This is a genomic window from Paludibacillus litoralis (assembly GCF_037646705.1).
Taxonomy (GTDB): Bacteria; Pseudomonadota; Alphaproteobacteria; order Rhodobacterales; family Rhodobacteraceae; genus Pikeienuella; species Pikeienuella litoralis.
Genome location: NZ_JBBHER010000002.1, coordinates 685,703 through 705,301, shown reverse-complemented (window position 1 = coordinate 705,301; position 19,599 = coordinate 685,703). Strand labels below are relative to the sequence as shown.

The window sequence follows — 19,599 nt, the reverse complement described above, 5'->3', positions numbered from 1 at the left end:
AAGCCGGGCGGCGCCCGAAAACGACGAAGGCCCCGTCGCCGGGGCCTTCGCTGATCTTTTCAGAGGCGCGCGCGCCGATCAGTCGGCGTGCTGCTCGCGCTTGATCTCTTCGCCGGTCGTCTGATCGACGACCTTCATCGAGAGGCGCACCTTGCCGCGATCATCGAAGCCCATCAGCTTGACCCAGACCTCCTGACCTTCCTTGACCAGCTCCTTCGGGTTGGAGCCGCGCTCGTAGGTCATCTGGCTGACATGGACGAGCCCGTCCCGCTTGCCGAAGAAGTTCACGAAGGCGCCGAAATCCATGATCTTCACGACCTTGCCGCGATAGATCCGGCCCTCCTCGGGCTCCGCGACGATCGAGTTGATCAGCTCGCGCGCCTTGTCGATGCACGCCGCATCGGCGGAGGCGATCTTGATGATGCCCTCGTCGTTGATATCGACCTTGGCGCCCGATTCCTCGACGATGGAGCGGATCACCTTGCCGCCCGAGCCGATCACTTCCCGGATCTTGTCCGGATTGATCTGCATCGTCTCGATCCGCGGCGCATGCGCGGAGAACTCCGACCGCCCGGCCGACAGCGCCTTGCTCATCTCGCCGAGAATATGCTTGCGGCCCGATTTCGCCTGAGCGAGCGCGACGCGCATGATCTCCTCGGTGATCCCTGCGACCTTGATGTCCATCTGCAGCGAGGTGACGCCGGATTCGGTGCCCGCGACCTTGAAGTCCATGTCGCCGAGATGGTCCTCGTCGCCAAGAATATCCGTCAGCACCGCGAACTGGCCGTCATCCTGCAGGATCAGCCCCATCGCGACGCCCGCGACCGGCGCCTTCAACGGGACGCCCGCGTCCATCATCGAGAGCGACGCGCCGCAGACGCTGGCCATCGAGGACGAGCCGTTCGACTCGGTGATCTCCGAGACGATGCGGATCGTGTAGGGGAACTCCGTCGCCGGCGGCAGAACCGCCTGGAGCGCGCGCCAGGCGAGCTTGCCATGCCCGATCTCGCGGCGGCCCGGGCCCATCATCCGCCCCGCTTCGCCGACCGAATACGGCGGGAAGTTGTAGTGCAGCATGAAGTTGCTGCGATACATGCCTTCCAGCGCGTCGATCATCTGCTCATCGTCGCCGGTGCCGAGCGTGGTCACGACCAGCGCCTGCGTCTCGCCGCGGGTGAAAAGCGCCGAGCCATGCGTGCGGTTGAGAATGCCGACCTCGGAGACGATCGGACGCACGGTGACGAGGTCGCGCCCGTCGATCCGCTTGCCGGTCTTGATGATGTCGCCGCGAACCACTTCGGCCTCGAGATCCTTGAAGAGCCCCTTGGCCGCGATCTCGGCCTCCTCCTCGGAGAGCCCGGCCTTGATCGTCTCGCGCGCGGCGGCGACGGCGGCCTGCCGTTCCTGCTTGTCGGTGATCGCGAAGGCGGCGCGCATCGCCGCCTCGCCAAGATCCTTCACCTTCGCGTAGAGCGCCGAATTGTCGGCCGGAACGAAGTCATAGGGCTCCTTGGCGCACTCCTCGGCGAGGGAGATGATCATGTCGATCACCGGCTGCATCGCCTTGTGCCCGAAGGTGACGGCGCCGAGCATCTCCTCTTCGGAAAGCTCGCTGGCCTCCGATTCGACCATCATCACCGCGCTCTTGGTGCCGGCGAGAACCATGTTCAGCCGGCTATCCTTCGTCTCGTCCTGCTTCGGGTTCTGCATGTATTCGCCATCGGCGTTGAAGCCGACGCGCACACAGCCGATCGGGCCGCGGAACGGCGCGCCGGAGATCGTCAGCGCCGCGGAGGCGGCGATCATCGCCACCACGTCCGGGTCATTCTCCAGATCATGGGAAAGCACGGTGCAGATCACCTGCGTCTCATGCTTGAAGCCCGGCACGAAAAGCGGCCGAATCGGCCGGTCGATCAGGCGGGAGGTCAGCGTCTCCTTCTCCGTCGGGCGCGCCTCGCGCTTGAAGAAGCCGCCGGGGATCTTGCCCGCAGCGTAGTATTTTTCCTGATAATGAACGGTCAGGGGAAAGAAATCCAAGCCGGGCTTGGGCTTCTTTTCAAAGACCACCGCGGCGAGGACCGAGGTCTCGCCCAGGGTGGCGACCACCGCGCCATCCGCCTGGCGAGCGATCTTGCCCGTCTCCAGCGTCAGCGTCTCGCCGCCCCACTCGATGGATTTTTTCGTGATATCGAACATGCGTATCCCTTTCGGACGGTCGGCGCCCCCTTGGGCGCGTTCCGCGTTGCGGCCTCATATGGGCCATGGCTCCCTGAAATGATGATGCGCGGCGCCGGGGGCCGAAGACAGCGCGCTCGTGACTATTCCCTGACATTGCGCGCCCCGCCGCGGCGGGGCGCGCCGCGCCGAAATCTCTGCCGGAAAAATGGAAAAGCGCGCCGCAGCGGCGCGCTTCAACCTTCCGCCTTCAGCGGCGAATTCCGAGCTTCTTGATCAGACTGAGATACCGCTCCTCGTCTTTCGATCGGGCGTAATCCAGCAACTTCCTGCGCCGGCTGACCATCTTGAGCAGGCCGCGGCGGCTGTGGTTGTCTTTCTTGTTGGTCCGGAAATGCTCCGTCAGCGCGGCGATCCGATGCGTGAGAATCGCGACCTGCACCTCGGGCGAGCCGGTGTCGCCTTCCTTGATTGCATATTCCTTGACGAGCGCGGCTTTCCGCTCCGGTGTAATCGACATCGGGGTCTCCTTGAGAGAATGGCCCTTGCGGGCGGTTTTCCCGATCCGCCCGGCCGTCACCGGGATGTCGTCCAGCGAGGTCGAAGCGGTCGGCTTCAGAAGCGCGGCTTATGGCGCCTTTCGGCGGAAATTGAAAGAGGGGCCGTTCCGCGCCGGCGCCGAGGGTCAGGAGAAGCGAAAGACCCGGCGGATTTTCGTCTCCCCCCCCTCGCACCCGAGGATGGCGACCGGAACGCCGGCGGCCGCCGCCCAGTAAACCGGAGCATCGAGGAGCGGAGCGGCGCTTCCATCGCCGGCGGAGAGCCGCGCCGCCGCCTCGGGGCCGACCTCCACGCAAGGCGCGCCCGCGAGCCCCGCCGAGACCGGAAGAAGGCGCGCCGATGCGGCCGGGTCGCCGCGAAACCCTTCGAGCGCCTCGAGCCCGACCGCGTCCGCCAGAGAAAACCCGCCGGACGCAACGCGCCGAAGCGCGGTCACATGGGCGCGGGTTCCGAGCGCCTCGCCAAGATCGCGCGCCACCGCGCGGACATAGCCGCCCTTGCCGCACACCATCTCGAAAACCGCATGGTCGGCGTCCGGCGCGTCGACGAGAGAGAGCGTCTCGATAAAAATCGGGCGCGCCGCCAGCGCGACGTCTTCGCCTCGTCGCGCCAGATCATAGGCGCGCGCCCCGGAGACCTTGATCGCGGAGAACATCGGCGGAGTCTGCATCACGTCGCCGATGAATTCGGGCAGGACCGCGAGGATATCGTCGACCCCGGGTCTGTGGGCCGAGCGCGCGAAGACCTCGCCCTCGCGGTCGTCGGTCGTCGTCGCCTCGCCCCAGCGGAGCGTGAAACGGTAGGTCTTCAATCCTTCCTGCGCATAGGGAACCGTCTTGGTCGCCTCGCCGAGCGCGACGGCGAGCAGCCCCGTCGCCAACGGATCGAGCGTGCCGGCGTGCCCAGCTTTCTGCGCATCGAACGCCCAGCGCGCCCGACCGACGACCTGCGTCGAGGTCACGCCTTCGGGCTTGTCCACGATCAGCCAGCCATCGATCGCCTGTCCGCGCTTCCGCCGCGCCATATCGGCCCTCCGTTCGGAAAGAAAACCCGGCATGAGGCCGGGGGCGTCCTATTCCAGATACGCCCGATCAGGACAAGAAGCCGCCATGGCGCTTCGCGCCGCCGCGCCGGATGGAGGATCAGTCCTCCCGCTCGTCTCCGGCGTCCAGGTCGCGACGCACGCGCGGGTCATTCAGAAGCCGGCGGGTTTCATCGAAATGGTCAAAGACGTCATCGAGCCGGAACCGGAGATCCGGCGTGAACTTGAGCTGCGTCTCCCTGCCGACAATCCGCCTCAACTCGCCCTTCGCGCGCGCCAGCGCCTTCACCGTCGCCTGCCCGTTCGCGCCGCCGAGCGGCATCACATACGCGGTCGCGATCTTCAGATCCGGCGAAAGCCGCACTTCGGTCACCGTGATCGACGCGCCGTCCAGCTCCGGCTCGTGGGTCTCGCCCCGGATCAGCGCGTCCGAAAGCGCGCGGCGCACGACCTCGCCGACCCTGAGCTGACGTTGCGAGGGTCCGGTCGCGCCGTCTCGTCTCTGTTTCGCCATACCGAGCCCTCCCGAACGCGAGAGAGCGGGCCTCGCCCGCTCTCTCTCATACATGCACCGTCGTCAGAGATCAGAGCGTGCGCTCGATCGTCTCCGTCTCGAAAATCTCGATCACATCGCCTTCCCGGATGTCCTCGTAATTCTCGAAGGCCATGCCGCACTCCTGGCTCACCTGCACCTCTTTCACTTCATCCTTGAAGCGCTTGAGGGTCTTCAGCTTGCCGGTGTGGATCACCACATCGTCGCGCAGCAGGCGCACGCCGGCGGAACGCCGCGCGACGCCTTCGGTGACGATACAGCCCGCGACCTTGCCCGTGCCGGTGATCTTGAACACCTCCTTGATCGTCGCGTAGCCGATGAAGGTCTCCCGCACCTCGTCCGAGAGAAGCCCCGAAGCCGCGGCCTTTATGTCATCCACAAGGTTGTAGATGATCGAGTAGTAGCGGATTTCGACGCCCTTCTGTTGCGCCGCGCTCCGCGCCTGCGCGTTGGCCCGCACGTTGAAGCCGATGATCGGCGCGCCCGAAGCCTCGGCCAGCGTGACGTCGGATTCGGTGATCGCGCCGACGCCGGAATGCAGCACCCGCACCCGGACCTCTTCGTTGCCGAGTTTGTCCATCGCCTGGGCGATCGCCTCGGCCGACCCCTGCACGTCGGCCTTGACGACGATCGGCAGCTCGGACATCGCCTCGCCCGCCTTGGCCTGCGCCAGAAGCTGGTCCAGCGTCACGCCGGAGCCGATATTGCCCTGGAGCTCGCGCGCCTTGCGCTGGCGGTAATCCGCGATCTCCCGCGCCTCGGTCTCTCCCGAGACGACGTTCAGAACGTCGCCCGCCTGCGGCGTGCCGTTGAGGCCGAGAACCTCGACCGGGACCGAGGGGCCGGCTTCCTTCACGCGGTGGCCATTGCTGTCGATCAGCGCGCGCACCTTGCCCCATTGTTCGCCGACGACGAAGATATCGCCGCGGCGGAGCGTGCCCCGCTGCACCAGCACCGTCGCCACCGGGCCGCGCCCGACATCGAGCTGCGCTTCGATCACCGCGCCTTCGGCGGCGCGATCCGGGTTCGCCTTCAGATCCAGAAGTTCCGCCTGAAGCACGATGGTCTCGACCAGCTTGTCGAGCCCGGTTCCCTTCAGCGCGGACACCTCGACATCGAGAACGTCGCCCGACATCTCCTCCACGATGACGTTGTGCCGAAGGAGGTCGGTCCGGACCTTCTGCGGATCCGCCGCGGGAAGGTCGATCTTGTTGATCGCCACGATGATCGGCGCGTTGGCCGCCTTGGCGTGGTTGATCGCCTCCACCGTCTGCGGCATCACCGCGTCATCCGCCGCCACGACCAGCACCACGATATCGGTGACATGCGCGCCCCGGGCGCGCATCGAGGTGAAGGCGGCGTGACCCGGCGTATCGAGGAAGGTGATCTTCTGCCCACCCTCCGTCGTGATCTGATAGGCGCCGATATGCTGGGTGATTCCGCCGGCTTCGCCGGTGGCCACGTTGGTCTTGCGCAGCGCGTCGAGCACGGACGTCTTGCCGTGATCGACATGGCCCATCACCGTCACCACAGGGGCGCGCGGCTGCAGGGCGTCTTCATCGTCATCATCGCTGGTGATCGCCGTCTCCACGTCGGATTCCGAAACACGGATCACCTTGTGGCCGAACTCGCTGACGATCAACTCGGCCGTGTCCGCGTCGATCGACTGGTTTTGCGTCGCCATCACGCCGTTCGCCATCAGCGCCTTGATCACGTCCGCGACCCGCTCCGCCATGCGGTTGGCGAGTTCCTGCACCGTGATGATGTCCGGGATCGTCACATCGCGGACCACCTTTTCACGTTCGCCGCCGCCGCCGCTCTTGCGCTTGCCGCGCTCCTGCCGGCGACGCATCGCCGCCAGGCTGCGCTGACGGCCCTGTTCGTTGTCGCCGGTCGCCTGCGCGATCGTGAGCTTGCCGGACCGGCGCCGATCGCCGCCGACGCGGGGCGTGCGGGCGGGGGTGGGCTGCTGGCGTTTCGCGTCGCCTCCGGGCGCGCCCGGAGTCGCGCGCCGCCTGCCGCCGCGATCGTCTTCGGGCGGCGGTCCGGACGGGTCCGGCGCGCTGCTCGATTCCGTGCGCGCGGCCGCAGCCGCGGCGCGCGCCTTGGCCGCCTCTTCCGCCTTCTGGCGCTCAAGCCGCTCGGCTTCCTCACGCTCGCGGCGAATCGCTTCCTCTTCCTCGCGGCGGCGCGCCTCCTCCAGCTCGGCGCGGCGAGCTTCCCGCTCTTCCTCGCGCCGACGCGCCTCTTCAGCCTCGCGCTCACGGCGCGCGCCTTCGTCCGCCTTGGCGGCCTGCAGCGCCTTGATCCGGCGCTCGTACTCTTCCTTGGACAGCGTCTTCAGCATCGCCGGTTTCTCGCCGCGCCCACGGACGCCGGCGCGTTTCGGATCCGCGCCGCGACGAGGAGCGCCGACCGGCGCCCTCTCCGCCTTCGGCGCCGGCCGCGCGGCGGGCTTCGCCGCGGGTTTCGCCGGGCGGGGCTCTTCAACCGCAGGCTTGGCCGCCTTCGGCTTCACCGGGGCGGCCGCCGCTGGCGGCGTCTCCGGTTTCGTCTCCGCAGGCTTGGCTTCGGCGGGTTTCTCAGCGGGCTTGGCCTCGCTCGCCGCCGGCGCCGGCGCCGGCTTCGGCGCGGGCGCCGGCGTTGGCGTTGGCGTTGGCGAAGACTTCGCCTCTTCCGTCGCCGCCGGTTCAGGCGCGGCGGGCGGCTTCGCCGGCGCCGCCGCGGGAGCGGCGGGGGCGGGCTTCGGAGCGACGGTCGCCGCCGGCTTCGGCGCGGCGGCCGGCGCGGACGGCGCGCTCTTCGGCGCCGGCTCCGGCGCCTTAGGGGTCGCCGCCGCCGGCGGCGGGGCCGCTGGCGCAGGTTTCGGGGCCGCCGGTTTCGGGACGAGCGGCGTTACGCCGCCGCTCTGGCCCGCCACCACGACCCGCTTGCGTTTCTTTTCGACGACCACCGATTTCGTCCGGCCATGGCTGAAGCTCTGCCGCACACGGCTCGTCTCCGTGCCGCCGCCCCGCAGGCTGATCGTCCTGCCGCCCTTGCCGCTTTCGTCTTCGTTGTCGCTCATCAGACATCCATATCACTGGGCGGAGCCGTCCCCGCCCGTTTCATCTCGTATCCGTCCCGCAGCATAGCCTTGCGCGACGTTCCTTACCCCGACCGGCGGAAACCGTCCAGCCGACGCGCCTCCCGGACCACGCGATCGGTTGCGCCGCCTTCATCGAGCACGGCGTGTATCACCGAATCGCGGCCAAAGGCCAAACTCAACTCATCGCCTCGCAGCGTCTCGACCAGCGGCGTCGCCTTTCGGCCCGCCTGCTCGAGCGCCTTCGCCAGCGCGGCCAGCTTCCGGCGCCCGTCTTCCGCCCCGTCCGCCGCCGCCAGAAGCGCGCCAACCGGCCTTTTCTTGAGCCGCGCGCGCGCCTTTTCAAACCCCGTCACCGCCAGACCCGCCTTCCGGGCGAGGCCCAGCGCCTCGATCACCCGCGTCGCCAGAAGCGCCTCGAGGCGATCGGCCAGGTCCGCCGGCGCCTCCACCGGCTGGCGAAAGCCCCGCGAAAACAAGCGCTTCTTCACCGCCCGGTCGACCAGGTCCCGCTCCGCCGTAAGCCAGACGCCGCGACCAGGCAGCCGGCCCGCGAGATCGGGCGTCAACCGACCCTCCGGATCAAGGACGAAGCGGATCATCCGCTCCGTTCCCCCGCTATCGCCCGTGGCGATACAGCGCCGCTCCGGTTCGTCCCGATTCTTCAAGACGCCGCCCCGGGTCACCAGCCGGCTCCGTCCGGCGCTCAGCGCCGCGCGAAAAGCGCGTCCGCCGCTGAGGTCGGCTTCGGCGCGGGGGCTGGCGCCTCCTCTTCTTCAGCGACGCTTTCATAGACCACATCGTCGGCGTTGACGATGCCCAGCGCGACTCGCGCGTTCATCACCAGATATTGCGCCTCTTCCAGGCTGACGTCGAACTTCTCCAACAGCCCCTCATCCTTCACCCGCTTGCCGCCTATGGTCGACCAGCCGCCAGCCAGTTCCCAGTCCGCGCATTTCGCGAATTCGTCCAGCGTCTTTATGCCGTCTTCGGCCAGCGCCAGAACCATCTGCGGGCTGAGCCCGTCGAATTCGATCAACGCCTCTTCGACTCCGAGGCTCCGCGCGGTCTCCACCGCCTTGGCGTTCAGCTCTTCGAGGCTTTCGCGCGCGCGCGCCTGCAGCTCTTCGGCGGTCTCCTCGTCGAACCCTTCGATCGCCGTCAATTCGTCCAGCTCGACGAAAGCGACCTCCTCCAGCGTCGCGAACCCTTCGGAGACCAGAAGCTGCGCGACCATCTCATCGACGTTCATCGCGTCCTGGAACATCGCGGTGCGTTCCGTGAACTCGGCCTGGCGACGCTCGGATTCCTCCTGCTCGGTCATGATGTCGATGTCCCAGCCGGTCAGCTGCGAGGCGAGGCGCACATTTTGCCCGCGCCGCCCGATCGCCAGCGAGAGCTGTTCGTCCGGCACCACCACCTCGACGCGCCCGGCCTCCTCGTCCATCACCACCTTCGTCACCTCGGCGGGCTGGAGCGCGTTGACGAGGAAGGTCGCCCCGTCCTCGGTCCAGGGGATGATGTCGATCTTCTCGCCGTTCAGCTCCGAGACCACCGCCTGCACGCGGGAGCCCCGCATGCCGACGCAGGCGCCGACCGGATCGATGCCCGAATCATACGAGATCACGCCGATCTTGGCGCGCGAACCCGGATCGCGGGCCACCGCCTTGATCTCGATGACGCCGTCATAGATCTCCGGCACCTCCATCTTGAACAGCGCGGCCATGAACTCCGGCGCGGTGCGCGAGAGGAAGATCTGCGGCCCGCGGGCCTCCTCCTTCACCTCGCGGATATAGGAGCGCACCCGGTCTCCGGCGCGGAACGCCTCCCGCGCGATCAGCTGATCGCGGCGGATGATGCCTTCGCCCCGCCCAAGATCGACGATGACATTGCCGTATTCGACCCGGCGCACGACGCCGTTGATGATCTCGCCGACCCGGTCCTTGAACTCGTTGTAGGTCCGCTCGCGCTCCGCGTCGCGGACCTTCTGCACGATGACCTGCTTGGCGGTCTGCGCCGCGACCCGGCCGAAATCCATCGCCGGCAGCGGATCGGTCATGATCGAGCCGAGCTCGGCCTCCGGATTCTTCGCGTGGGCCTCCTCGAGGCTGATCTCGGTCGCGTGGTTTTCGACCTCCTCGACGACCTCGCGCGCCCGGAACATGGTCATCTCGCCGGATTTCCGGTCGATATGCGCGCGAATGTCCAGCTCCGCGCCGTAGCGCGAGCGCGCGGCCTTCCCGAGACTGTCCTCCATCGCCTCGATCACCAGCTCGGGGTCTATCAGCTTCTCCCGCGCGACCGCATCCGCGATCTGCAAAAGCTCAAGCCGGTTGGCGCTGACGGCGCTGTTGCTCATTTCAGGCGTCCTCTCGCTTGCCCGCGTCGCCTTTGCGCGCGGATCCATCAATTTCGTCATCGGAACCCTCCGGCTCCTCGCCCGGATCGAAACCCTGAGCCTTCCGCGCCTTCAGGCTCAGCGCGATCAGTTCGTCCGTCATCACAAGCTTGGCGTCGGCGAGCCATTCGAATTTCAGGCCGACGATTCCTTCCTCGATCTCGATCAGGATCTCGTCATCCTCGACGCCGCGCAATTCTCCCTTGAAGCGCTTCCGCCCGGCCACAAGCTCATCGGTCTCAAGCCGGGCCGTCCATCCGGCCCAGCGGTTGAAATCCTCGGGGCGCGTCAGCGGCCGGTCGATGCCGGGGGAGGAGACCTCCAGCGTGTATTCGCCCGAGATCGGGTCCTCGACGTCCAGAATCGCCGAGATCCTGCGCGACAACTGAGCGCAATCCTCAACCTCCATGCCGCCGTCCGGCCGTTCGGCCATGATCTGCAACATCGGGACGCGGCCGCTCATCAGCCGCACCCGCACGAGTTCGAACCCCATGTCGGCGACTGTCGGCGCGATGATGTCGGCGATTCGCCGATCCATCGGGGACTTGGCGAGCATGTCTGCCAAGAGTATCTCCTGAAACGCAAAAAGCGGGCCCCGCGGCCCGCTCCGTATCCGGTTCGACCCCCGTCCGCTAAAGCCGGGGACGCCGCTATTTGTCGGACATATAGCCCTGTGGCCGAAGATGCGCAAGGGCCTGCGCCCGTCCGACTTCACCGGCGGTCCGCCGCGGGGCCGGAGCGGGGCCGTAGCGCGAAAAGGCCAGGCGTCTCCGCCCGGCCCCCCAACCAGTCAGCGCGCCCGAATCAGATTGATTCGCGGATCCAGCTTTCGATCGCGGTTTTCGCCGCCGCGCCCACCTTGGTGGACGTCGCCTGCCCGTTCTTGAACAGGATCATCGTCGGGATCCCCCGCACGCCGTAGCGCGACGGAGCGTTTGGATTGTCGTCGATGTTCACCTTGGCGATGATCACGTCATCGCCCATTTCGGCGGCGATTTCCTCCAGCGATGGGCCGATCTGCTTGCAGGGGCCGCACCACTCGGCCCAGAAATCGACCACGACCGGCTTGTCTGACTTCAGAACGTCAGCCTCGAAACTCGCGTCAGTGACAGCGACGGTAGCCATGAGGGCCTCTCTTTCTCGAACTTGCGCGTTGTTGGGGATGTATCGCGCGAGGGCTAAATTAGGTAGCGGCCTCGCCATGGTCAAGACGCGGCCTCCTCCAGATGAAGCGCGGCCAGCGCCGCGTCGAGCGCGGACGGCGCCGCCATGTCGAGCCGCGCCGCCGCCGTCCAGAGGATATGCGCCGTCACCCGCCGCCCCGGATAGACGCCGCGCAGCGCCTCCCGGTAAACGGCCAACTGGGTCAGATAGGCGGCCGGAATCTCCGCCCCGTCGGCCGGCGGGGTCGCGTCGGACTTGAAATCGACGAAGGCGACCTCGTCCGCCCCGACCACCAGCCTGTCGATCCGGCCCGCCACCCGCGCGCCGCCGATCTCGACGGAGACCGCCGCCTCCGCCACCGCGCCCGGCTCGAAAAACCGCGCCGCGCCCGGCGCGGCGCGGGCGCGGCGCGCCTCCTCCAGCAGCGCCGCCAGCTCCGCATCGCCGAACGCGTCCGGCGGGCAGGCTGCGGCGACAAGGCGCCGGAACGCCTCCAGATCCGCCGGCCCGTGCTCGAACGCGGCGTGGATCGCCACGCCGCGGAGCCGCGAGGCCTCCGCGCCGAGCCCGGCGCCGCCCGCGATCTCCGCCGGGCCGAGGCTGCTCGCGCTCCGCCGCCGGAGCGCGCCGCGGGCGGCGGCGGCGGGCGGCGGCGCGTTCATCCAGCCTTCCGCTTCCGGAGGCGCGGCGTCGGCGCCGACCGCGCCGCCGGTCGTCTTGCCCGCGCCGGCGCCCTCATGGACCAGCATCTCGCCCGCGCCCGTCGGCGCCTCGGACGCCGCCGCGTCGAGAGAGAGGAGCCCCTCGCGGACCTGCCCATACCAGGTCTCGGCCAGCTTGTCCGGGTCGTCCTCGCCGGCGCCGGCGACGATCAGCCAGTCCTCCGCGCGGGTCATCGCGACGTAAAGCAGCCGGCGATGCTCCGCCGCCTCCGCCGCCGCCTCTTCCTCGCGCCGCCGGGAGAGCGCCGCCGGCTCGTCGCCCTTCGCGCCGCGCCAGACCGCGCGCGGGCCGGCCGGCGTCGCCAGTTCCGCGACCGGGTCCGGCCCCTGGGCGCCGACTTTCCCCGTCGTGTCCGGCAGGATCACGATCGGCGCCTGAAGGCCCTTCGCCCCATGCGCGCTCATCACCCTCACTTCGCTCCGCGCCGGCGCCTGCTCGCGCTTGATCTCGACATTCCCGGCGGCGAGCCAGCCGAGAAAGCCCTCAATGCTCGGGATCTCCGTCTCCTCATAGGCGAGCGCCTGCGCCAGCAGCTCGTCGATCGGGTCCTCCGCGTCCCGCCCGAGCCGCGCGATCAGCCGGCGCCGCCCATCCCGGCCCGGCCCGTCCGGCGTCAGAAGCGCCTTTTCGAGAAACTCGTAAGGCCGGAGGAAATCCGCGTCCCGCGTCGCCTGCGCCAGCAGCCTCACCTCCCGCGGCCAGCGCGCCGCCTCCGCCTGAAGCGCCCGCCAGAGCGTCCCGTCCCGGCCATGCGCGAGAGCGAAAAGCGCGTCTTCATCGACATCGAACAGGGGCGAGCGAAGCAACGCCGCCAGCGTAAGGTCGTCATCCGGCGTCACCGCGAAGCGCATGAGCGCCAGAAGATCGCGCACCGCCAGCGCATCGGCCAATTCCAGCCGGTCCGCCCCCGCCACCGGCACGCCGCGCGCCTTCAACTCCCGGATCAGCGGCGCCATCATCGGCGCGCGTTTGCGCAGCAGGATGACGATGTCGCCCGGCGCGACCGGCCGCCCGCCCCCCGGCAGCCGCTCGCCGGCGCAAAGCGCCGCCACATGCGCCGCGACCGCCTCGGCCAGCTTCACGCGGGCGTCGCGCCGGTTCGGCATGTCGACCGGGGACCAGGGCGCCGGCGGCTCCGCCTTCGGATCTGGCGGCGTCAGCGGCCAGAGCTCAACCCGCCCGGCCCGGTCCGCGAAAAACGCGGCGTGGCGCGGCGGCGCGCCCCGCGCCGTCAACCCTTCGGCGCGGTCGGCGGCGAAGGTCGCGTCCACCGCTTCAAGGATTGCGGGCGCGGAGCGGAACGACGCCTCCAGCGCCTCCTCCCGCAACCCGCCGACCGGCGCCAGTCCGGCGGCGAAACGGGCGCGCATCGTCTCGAACATGCCCGGCGCGGCGCCCTGAAAGGAATAGATCGACTGCTTCTCGTCGCCGACGACGAAACTCGTCCGCCGGCCCGCCCGCGCACCGGCCCCGGCGCGGAACTCCGCCGCGATGGCGTCGATCACGTCCCATTGCTCCGGCGAGGTGTCCTGCGCCTCGTCGACGAGGATATGGTCCACCCCGCCATCGAGCCGGTAAAGCGCCCACGCCGCCATCTCCGATCGGGTCAGCAGCGCCCGCGCGCGCCCGACGAGATCGTTGAAGTCGAGGAGCGAGCGCGCCGCCTTCGCCGCCTGATACGCGCGCCCGAACGCGGCGCCGAACCGCGCCAGCCGGATCGCGCGCTCCGCCGCCGCCGCCGCCAGCCGGGCCTCGCGCGCCGCCAGCGCCGCCGAAACGAGATGACCGCACAGCGCCTCCCAGTCCGGCTCCGCCGCCTGCGCGCCTTTCGTTGCGAGCTTCTGGAACGGCTCGCCGGTTTTCTTCAGCATCGCGCTTTCGAGCGCCAGGCCGAGCGCCGCGCCGCCCGTCTCCGCCGCCGCGGCCAGCGCCGCCGCCTTCTTCTGATCGCCCGCGGCGCCCTCGCGCCAGGCCGCGATCATCCGCGCCATGATCGTCCGATCCAGCCGATCCAGCGCCGCCGCAACCGCCGCCGCCTCGTCCGGCGGATTCGGAACGCCGAACCCGGCGCAAAGCCCCGCCTCATCCGCCGGGTCGGGAAAGAGCGCCGGCCGCGCCGCGACGGCGGCCGCCAGATTCGCGATTCCGCCCTCGTTCTTTTCCGCCGCGATGGCGCTGATGGCGGCGCGCTCATCGGCGCGCCCGGCGGCCATGCCGGTCAGAACCTCCTCGATCAACGCCGCGCGCTCGCGCTCCTCCATCACGCGAAAGCCAGGCGGCGCCCCGGCCTCGAGCGGAAACCGCCGCAGGATCGAATCGCAGAATGCGTGGATGGTCTGGATCTTCAGCCCGCCGGGCGTCTCCAGCGCCTCCGCGAACAGGCGCCGCGCGCGGGAGAGATCGCCAGGCGCCCGGCCGCCGGTCAGCGCCCGGAGCGCCTCGTCCAGCCTGTCGTCCTCCTCCATCGCCCAGCCGCCGAGCATGCTGAAAAGGCGGCTTCGCATCTCCGCCGCCGCGGCCTTGGTGTAGGTGAGGCAGAGGATCTTCTCCGGGCGCGCGCCCTCCAGCAACAGCCGCGCCACCCGCTCGGTGAGAACGCGCGTCTTGCCGGAGCCCGCATTCGCCGCAACCCAGGCCGAGCCGCCGGGGTCCGCGGCGCGGCGCTGCGCCGCAATCGCGCGATGGGTTCCGTCCGCGCTCATGACGCGCCCGGCGGCGCCGCGTCGGGCGCCGCGTCCTCCCATTCGCCGAACCGCGAGAGATGATCGTAATCCGAGGCGAAGCCCATCATCTCGGGATAGGCGCGCGGGAGATAGGGCCGCTCCTCCGTCTCATACGCCTCGATCAGCCCGATCAGCCGCTCCAGCGCGTCCGGTTCGAGCGCGACGGCCCGCTCTTCGCCTCCAGCGCCGGCGCCGGAAAGGCTGAGATAGGCGAGCGCGCCCACCGGCGTCGGCGCGCGCGATCCAAGCCCCGCCTCGGACGCGATCAGCGCCAGAAGCGGCAATTGCTTCTGGAAGATCTTGATCTGCTCCTTGGTGGGAATCGTCTGCGCCTTGTAGTCATAGATCGCCAATTCGCCCGTGTTCAGGAGATCGACCCTGTCCGCCCGGCCGTTCAGGGAAAAATCCCCCCCTCTGGTCCGAAATGTCAATTCTCCCGCCGCCTCCTGCGCGATGGGCCGCCCGGCCGCGCGCCGCTCCGCCTCCTTCGCCAGAAACCAATCCCTGACCCGGCCGAGCCGCGCCCCCCAGGCCAGCGCCTGCACCGGCGCCGCGGTCGAGGCGGCGACGGTCTCCGCGGTGATCCGGTCGAAAAGCGCCGCCGCCGGGCCGGCGCCCGGCCAGCCCGCCATCGTCTCGGCGATGAAGCGCTCCATCACCTTGTGCAGCACCTCCCCGCGGTCGCGCTGATCGGCCGGCGCGCCGGGATCGTCCAGCACGCGCAGCTTCAGCACTTCGCGCGCGTAAATCGCGTAGGGGTCGCGGATCAGCGTCTCGATCCGCGTCACCGAAAGCCGCCGCGGGCGCGCCGCCGCCGGGGGGCGCGGCGCCGGCCGGGGGGCCGGGTCCATCCGGAAATCGGGCGCGCCGATCCGGGCCGCGAGGCCGGTCCAGCGCGCGCCTCGCCGGCGCATCTCGGCCAGGCGCGCGCCGCCGTCGACCGCGCCCAGAAGCGCCGTCAGCCGCGACAGCCAGCGCGCCGGAGTGGTCGGCGCGCCCCCCGCCCGCGCCGCAAAGCTGAGGATCGCCCGGGGCGCGGCGGCGCATTGCATGAAATCATGCGCCGAAAGCCCGATCCGGCGCTCCGGCGGCGGCAGCCCGATCCGCGCCCGCATCGGCCGGCTGAGCCAGGGATCGACCGCCGGCGCCACCGGCCAGGCCCCCTCGGTCAGCCCGCCGAGCACCACCGTCTCCGCCATCTGGCTCCGCGCCTCCAGCGGGCCCCAGATCTTCAGCCGCGGATGCGGCGCCCAGGGCTCTTCGCGAACCTCGCCGGCTTCGGCCAGCGCGGCGGCGAAAAGCGCCGGATACTCCGCCGCGTCCGCGTCGCCATAGGCCGAATCTTCGGCCGCGCGTGCGAAGCGTTCAAGCGCGGCCCGGAGCGCTTCGCCGGCCTCCTTCTCATAGAGCGCCGGCCCCGCCAGCGCGAACGCCGCCTCCTGATGCGCGCGCACCATCTCCGCCAGCGGCTGGCGCCCGCTCCACGGCCGAAGCGGGGCGAGCGCGGCGCGGAGCGCCGCATCGGCCAGCGGCGTCTTCTCCTCGCCCTCGCGCCCGACCATCGCCGCTTCGATCTCCGCGATCGAGCCGAGCCGAAGCGCGACCTCCCGCCGCCGCAACCCGCGTCGCTCGAGCCGCGAGACGCCGCGAAGATGCGCCGCCCGCCCCGCGCCCGCCGCCGCCAGCGGATGTTTCAGGAGCGCGAGCAACGCGACCCGGTCGAAGGGCCGGCAGAGAATCTCCGCGATCATCGCCATGAAGACGCCGGGCGGCGTGCGCGCCAGAGGCGGGCCGCTGGAATCGTCCGGCGTCACCCCCCAGCGCCCGAGCGCCGCCGAGACCCGCCGCGCGAGGTTCCGGTCCGGCGTCACCAGCGCGACCCGGCCCTCGGGCCGCTCCAGCGCCTCGCGCATGACCAGCGCGATCGCCTCCGCCTCCCGCGCCGGGCTCGACGCCTCGATCAGCTCCAGCCCGGCGGTCGCCGCCTCCGCCTCCGCCGCCAGCCGCGGCAGCGCGGCGCGCCAGCGATGCGTGACCGGCGCGGGGCGGAGCGCCTCGGCCAGAAGCCGCGTCCGCGGGCCGGCGGCGCCCTCCTCCGCCGGCGCCCCGGCCCACGGGCGCACGTCCGCGGGAGCGAGCCCGAGGCGCGCCAGAAGCCGCGCATGGCCGAATTGCGGATGATCCGGCGAGATCTCGGCCCAGCCATCCGCATCCAGCGCGAAATCAAACCCCGACAGCACGATCGCCCCCTGCGGCGCGCGGGCGATGGCGACGAGAAGATCGGCCGTGATCCGGGTGGAGCCGGTCGAGCCGGCGGCGATGACCGGCCGCGAAGGGGGCGACGCCTCCCATTCGGCGATCAGCGCCGCCACCTCGTCCCGCCGGCGCTGGACCGGGTCGCTCATGGCCGGCTCGGCGGCCAGCTGCGCCGGCCACGCGTCGCGGAGCAGCTTCAGGAAATCGAGCGTCTTCGACCAGTGCGCCGCCGGATCGTCCTCCGCCGCGCCGTCCAGCGCCGAAAGCGGAACGCCTTCGTTCTGGCACTCGTCGAGAAGCGCCGCCAGCGCCTCCGCGAGAGGGCCGGCCGCCGCGGGCGGGCCCAGCTCCGGCCGCCTGGCCAGCATCGCGCCGACGAGCCGCGTCAGGGTCAACCGCCGGGTCAACCGGTCCACGGGCGGCGGCGCGTCCGTCCGGCCCGCCGCGAAGCCCTCGACGGTCGCGAGACGGGGCAGGAACACGGCCGGCCCCGCATCCTCGAAGGCGGCCCTCACCGCCCGGAGGCCGCGCCGCGTGTTGATGAGGAGATCGACCTCGGCCAACGCCTCCGGCGGCGCGGCGCGGAGCCGCCCGCGGAGCCCCCGCGCCAGCTCCGCCGCGAAATCGACCCCGGGAGGCGCCGCGAACACCCGCGGCCCGGGCGTGTCGAAAAGCCGGATCACGCGAGCGCCTCTTCGGCGAGGCGCAGCCCCTCCGGCGTGCCGACATCGACCCAGCCGCCGGCGTGCGCCACGCCGAAAAGCCGCCCCTCCCCGATCAGCCTGTCCCAGATCAGATTGGTGGAGAACGCCCCCTCCGGCGCGTCTTTGAACGCCCCCGGCGCGATGATCTGCGCGCCGGTGAAGACGAAAGGCGCCGTTTGCGCCGCGCCGCGCCGCGTCAATCCGCCCGCCTCATCCATGAAGAAATCGCCGGCCCCGGCGTGGCCGATCGCCGCCGCGCGCGGGACCAGCAGCAACCGCGCCGCCATGCGCGCGCCGTCCCAGCCCGCCGCCAGCGCCGGCAGCGGCGCCGGCCCGGTCCAGATCGCGTCGGAGTTCATGGTGTAAAACGGCTCCGGGCCGAGAAGCGGCAGGGCCAGCGCCACGCCGCCCCCGGTCTCCAGAATCCCGGCCTCTTCGGAGAAGACCACCTCCGGCGCGGTCCGGCCCGCCAGATGGCGGCGGATCTGCGCGCCCAGGTAATGGAGATTGACCACCGCCCGCGCCACGCCCGCGGCGGCCAGATGATCCAGCGCGTGATCGATCAGCGCGCGCCCCGCGACGCGGAGCAGCGGCTTCGGGGTCCCGGCGGTCAACGCGCCCATCCGCGTGCCGAACCCCGCCGCGAGGACCATGGCCCGACGCGGCCCGATCATGCCCGCGCGCTCCGGATTCGCGCCAGCGCGGCCGCGTCGGGCGCCGGCAGATGGCGGCGAACGAACCCGCCGAGCGGCGCGAGCGCCGGATGCGCCAGGTCGCGCGACAGATGCGCCCAGACCCGCGGGATGAGAGCGAGATATCCCGGCTTGGCGTCGCGCAGCCAGAGCCGCGCGAATATGCCGATGATCTTGAGATTCCGCTGCGCGCCGAGCGCGGCGTACCCCGCGCGAAACGCCGCTTCATCCTCGCCGGTCGCCGCGAGGCGGCGCCGGATCATCGCCTCGCGAAGGTCGGGCGAGGTATCCCGCCGCGCGTCCTCCAGCAACGACACGAGGTCATAGGCCGGCGCGCCGGCCAGCGCGTCCTGATAATCGAGAAGCCCGACGCGCGCGTCGCCCCGCCGCTCCGGCAGCCAGATCAGGTTCTCCGCGTGATAATCCCGAAGCGCCAGCGCCCCGCGCGCGTCGGCGACCGGCGCGCAGGCGGCGGCGATCAGCGCGCGGTATTCGGCGTCGAGGTCGGCGGAGAACGCCGAGCCCGCGCCCTTCGCCCACCACGCGGGCGCGAGCGCCGCCTCGCGCGTCAGCGCGGCGAGATCATAGGGCGGCACATCGGCGCGCGCGCCGGCGCCCGTCACCGCCGCGGGCGGCGCGGCGAGGCGCGGCAGAAGATCGACCGCGGCCGCGTAGATCTCCCTCTCGATCAGAGGCTCCGCCGCCGCGACCCGCGCGAAAAGCGCGTCGCCGAGATCCTCGATCAGCGCGAATCCGGCCTGGATATCGGCGCCGTAGATCTCGGGCGCGCTCAGCCCAAGATCGCGGAGATGGCCGGTGAAGGCGAGGAAGCGGCCGATATCCTCCCCCCGCTCCGCCGGCGCATCCATCAGGACCGCGCGCCGGCGGCCCGCCTCGACGCGCTCATAGCGCCGGTTCGACGCATCCCCCGCCAGCGGCCGAAGCGCCGCCGCGCCCCAGCCTTCGCGGGCGAGAAACGCCCGCTTCACCTCATCCCGCGGCGCCGTCACGCCAGCCCCCGGAGCGCCGCCGCGACCCGCTCCCAGCCGCCGCCCAGCGCCCGCCAGGCGAGCGACCGCCCCCCCGTCTCCGGCGCCGCCAGGGAAAGCTCGAGCCGCCGCGCCGGCGCCAGCGCGCCGAGGCGCTCCGGCCACTCCACGAACACGATCGCCGCCTCGAACGCGTCGACCAGCCCCAGCTCCCAGACCTCGTCCTCGCCGGGAAGCCGATAGAGATCGGCGTGCCAGATCGGCGCGTCGGCCTCATAGATCTGCACCAGCGTGAACGTCGGCGACGGAATCTCCTCGGCCGGCCGTCCGGCCGCCGCGAGCCTCGACGCGATCGCCGCCCGCGCCAGCGCGGTCTTGCCCGCGCCAAGGCCGCCGGCCAGCATCACCGCGTCGCCAGGCCGGAGCGCCGCGCCGAGGGCGGCGCCGGCGCGCGCCGTCGCGGCGTCATCGGCGAGACTGAGACCCCCGGCGGCGGGGGGATCGGCGGGTTCTTGCGGCATCGGCGTTCCAGTT

General features: G+C 70.8%; 14 protein-coding genes and 1 pseudogene. All 15 read right to left on the bottom strand.

Annotation, left to right across the window (positions count from 1 at the left end; all coding sequences use genetic code 11):
• Positions 1-78 precede the first annotated feature (78 nt).
• The 15 genes and pseudogenes from pnp to tsaE all read right to left on the bottom strand — a co-directional run bounded on the left by pnp (position 79) and on the right by tsaE (position 19,586).
• Positions 79-2,196, bottom strand: coding sequence for a polyribonucleotide nucleotidyltransferase (gene pnp, locus WG921_RS04320; RefSeq protein ID WP_340107972.1), 2,118 nt, complete (start codon positions 2,194-2,196; stop codon positions 79-81).
• 229 nt (positions 2,197-2,425) lie between these two features.
• Complete coding sequence (gene rpsO / locus WG921_RS04315) at positions 2,426-2,695, bottom strand: 30S ribosomal protein S15 (protein ID WP_340107971.1); 270 nt, start codon at positions 2,693-2,695, stop codon at positions 2,426-2,428.
• A gap of 165 nt (positions 2,696-2,860) precedes the next feature.
• Positions 2,861-3,760 carry a tRNA pseudouridine(55) synthase TruB gene (gene truB, locus WG921_RS04310; RefSeq protein ID WP_340107970.1) on the bottom strand — a complete coding sequence of 300 codons (900 nt, stop codon included), beginning with the start codon at positions 3,758-3,760 and terminating at the stop codon, positions 2,861-2,863.
• Positions 3,761-3,878: 118 nt separating this feature from the next.
• Positions 3,879-4,292, bottom strand: coding sequence for a 30S ribosome-binding factor RbfA (gene rbfA / locus WG921_RS04305; RefSeq protein ID WP_340107969.1), 414 nt, complete (start codon positions 4,290-4,292; stop codon positions 3,879-3,881).
• 70 nt (positions 4,293-4,362) lie between these two features.
• Positions 4,363-6,849 carry a translation initiation factor IF-2 gene (infB, locus tag WG921_RS04300; protein WP_413788555.1) on the bottom strand — a complete coding sequence of 829 codons (2,487 nt, stop codon included), beginning with the start codon at positions 6,847-6,849 and terminating at the stop codon, positions 4,363-4,365.
• A 411-nt stretch (positions 6,850-7,260) separates the two neighbouring features.
• Positions 7,261-7,398, bottom strand: a pseudogene (locus tag WG921_RS17890) (translation initiation factor IF-2 associated domain-containing protein); the annotation flags it as partial.
• 83 nt (positions 7,399-7,481) lie between these two features.
• Positions 7,482-8,102 carry an RNA-binding protein gene (locus WG921_RS04295; RefSeq protein WP_340107967.1) on the bottom strand — a complete coding sequence of 207 codons (621 nt, stop codon included), beginning with the start codon at positions 8,100-8,102 and terminating at the stop codon, positions 7,482-7,484.
• 20 nt (positions 8,103-8,122) lie between these two features.
• Positions 8,123-9,775, bottom strand: a complete 1,653-nt coding sequence (gene nusA / locus WG921_RS04290) for a transcription termination factor NusA (RefSeq protein ID WP_340107966.1) — start codon at positions 9,773-9,775, stop codon at positions 8,123-8,125.
• A gap of 1 nt (position 9,776) precedes the next feature.
• Complete coding sequence (gene rimP, locus WG921_RS04285; protein WP_340107965.1) at positions 9,777-10,379, bottom strand: ribosome maturation factor RimP; 603 nt, start codon at positions 10,377-10,379, stop codon at positions 9,777-9,779.
• 239 nt (positions 10,380-10,618) lie between these two features.
• Complete coding sequence (gene trxA / locus WG921_RS04280; protein WP_340107964.1) at positions 10,619-10,939, bottom strand: thioredoxin; 321 nt, start codon at positions 10,937-10,939, stop codon at positions 10,619-10,621.
• 80 nt (positions 10,940-11,019) lie between these two features.
• Positions 11,020-14,403, bottom strand: a complete 3,384-nt coding sequence (gene addA / locus WG921_RS04275; protein ID WP_340107963.1) for a double-strand break repair helicase AddA — start codon at positions 14,401-14,403, stop codon at positions 11,020-11,022.
• Positions 14,400-17,363, bottom strand: coding sequence for a double-strand break repair protein AddB (gene addB / locus WG921_RS04270; protein WP_340107962.1), 2,964 nt, complete (start codon positions 17,361-17,363; stop codon positions 14,400-14,402). Before addB ends, addA begins: the two co-directional genes overlap by 4 nt.
• A complete protein-coding gene (locus WG921_RS04265; RefSeq protein WP_340107961.1) occupies positions 17,360-18,058 on the bottom strand; it encodes a nucleotidyltransferase family protein in 699 nt (232 codons plus the stop codon). Before WG921_RS04265 ends, addB begins: the two co-directional genes overlap by 4 nt.
• Positions 18,055-19,086: an aminoglycoside phosphotransferase family protein gene (locus tag WG921_RS04260; RefSeq protein WP_340107960.1), complete on the bottom strand. Its 1,032-nt coding sequence runs from the start codon at positions 19,084-19,086 to the stop codon at positions 18,055-18,057. The genes WG921_RS04265 and WG921_RS04260 overlap by 4 nt, the downstream gene beginning before the upstream one ends.
• Positions 19,083-19,586 carry a tRNA (adenosine(37)-N6)-threonylcarbamoyltransferase complex ATPase subunit type 1 TsaE gene (gene tsaE, locus WG921_RS04255; protein ID WP_340107959.1) on the bottom strand — a complete coding sequence of 168 codons (504 nt, stop codon included), beginning with the start codon at positions 19,584-19,586 and terminating at the stop codon, positions 19,083-19,085. Before tsaE ends, WG921_RS04260 begins: the two co-directional genes overlap by 4 nt.
• Positions 19,587-19,599 lie beyond the last annotated feature (13 nt).

Bases quoted from the DNA above. Each gene is read 5' to 3' on its own strand.
- pnp (WP_340107972.1), bottom strand. From the start codon at position 2,196: ATGTTCGATATCACGAAAAAATCCATCGAGTGGGGCGGCGAGACGCTG.
- rpsO (WP_340107971.1), bottom strand. From the start codon at position 2,695: ATGTCGATTACACCGGAGCGGAAAGCCGCGCTCGTCAAGGAATATGCA.
- truB (WP_340107970.1), bottom strand. From the start codon at position 3,760: ATGGCGCGGCGGAAGCGCGGACAGGCGATCGATGGCTGGCTGATCGTG.
- rbfA (WP_340107969.1), bottom strand. From the start codon at position 4,292: ATGGCGAAACAGAGACGAGACGGCGCGACCGGACCCTCGCAACGTCAG.
- nusA (WP_340107966.1), bottom strand. From the start codon at position 9,775: ATGAGCAACAGCGCCGTCAGCGCCAACCGGCTTGAGCTTTTGCAGATC.
- trxA (WP_340107964.1), bottom strand. From the start codon at position 10,939: ATGGCTACCGTCGCTGTCACTGACGCGAGTTTCGAGGCTGACGTTCTG.
- addA (WP_340107963.1), bottom strand. From the start codon at position 14,403: ATGAGCGCGGACGGAACCCATCGCGCGATTGCGGCGCAGCGCCGCGCC.
- WG921_RS04265 (WP_340107961.1), bottom strand. From the start codon at position 18,058: ATGATCGGGCCGCGTCGGGCCATGGTCCTCGCGGCGGGGTTCGGCACG.
- tsaE (WP_340107959.1), bottom strand. From the start codon at position 19,586: ATGCCGCAAGAACCCGCCGATCCCCCCGCCGCCGGGGGTCTCAGTCTC.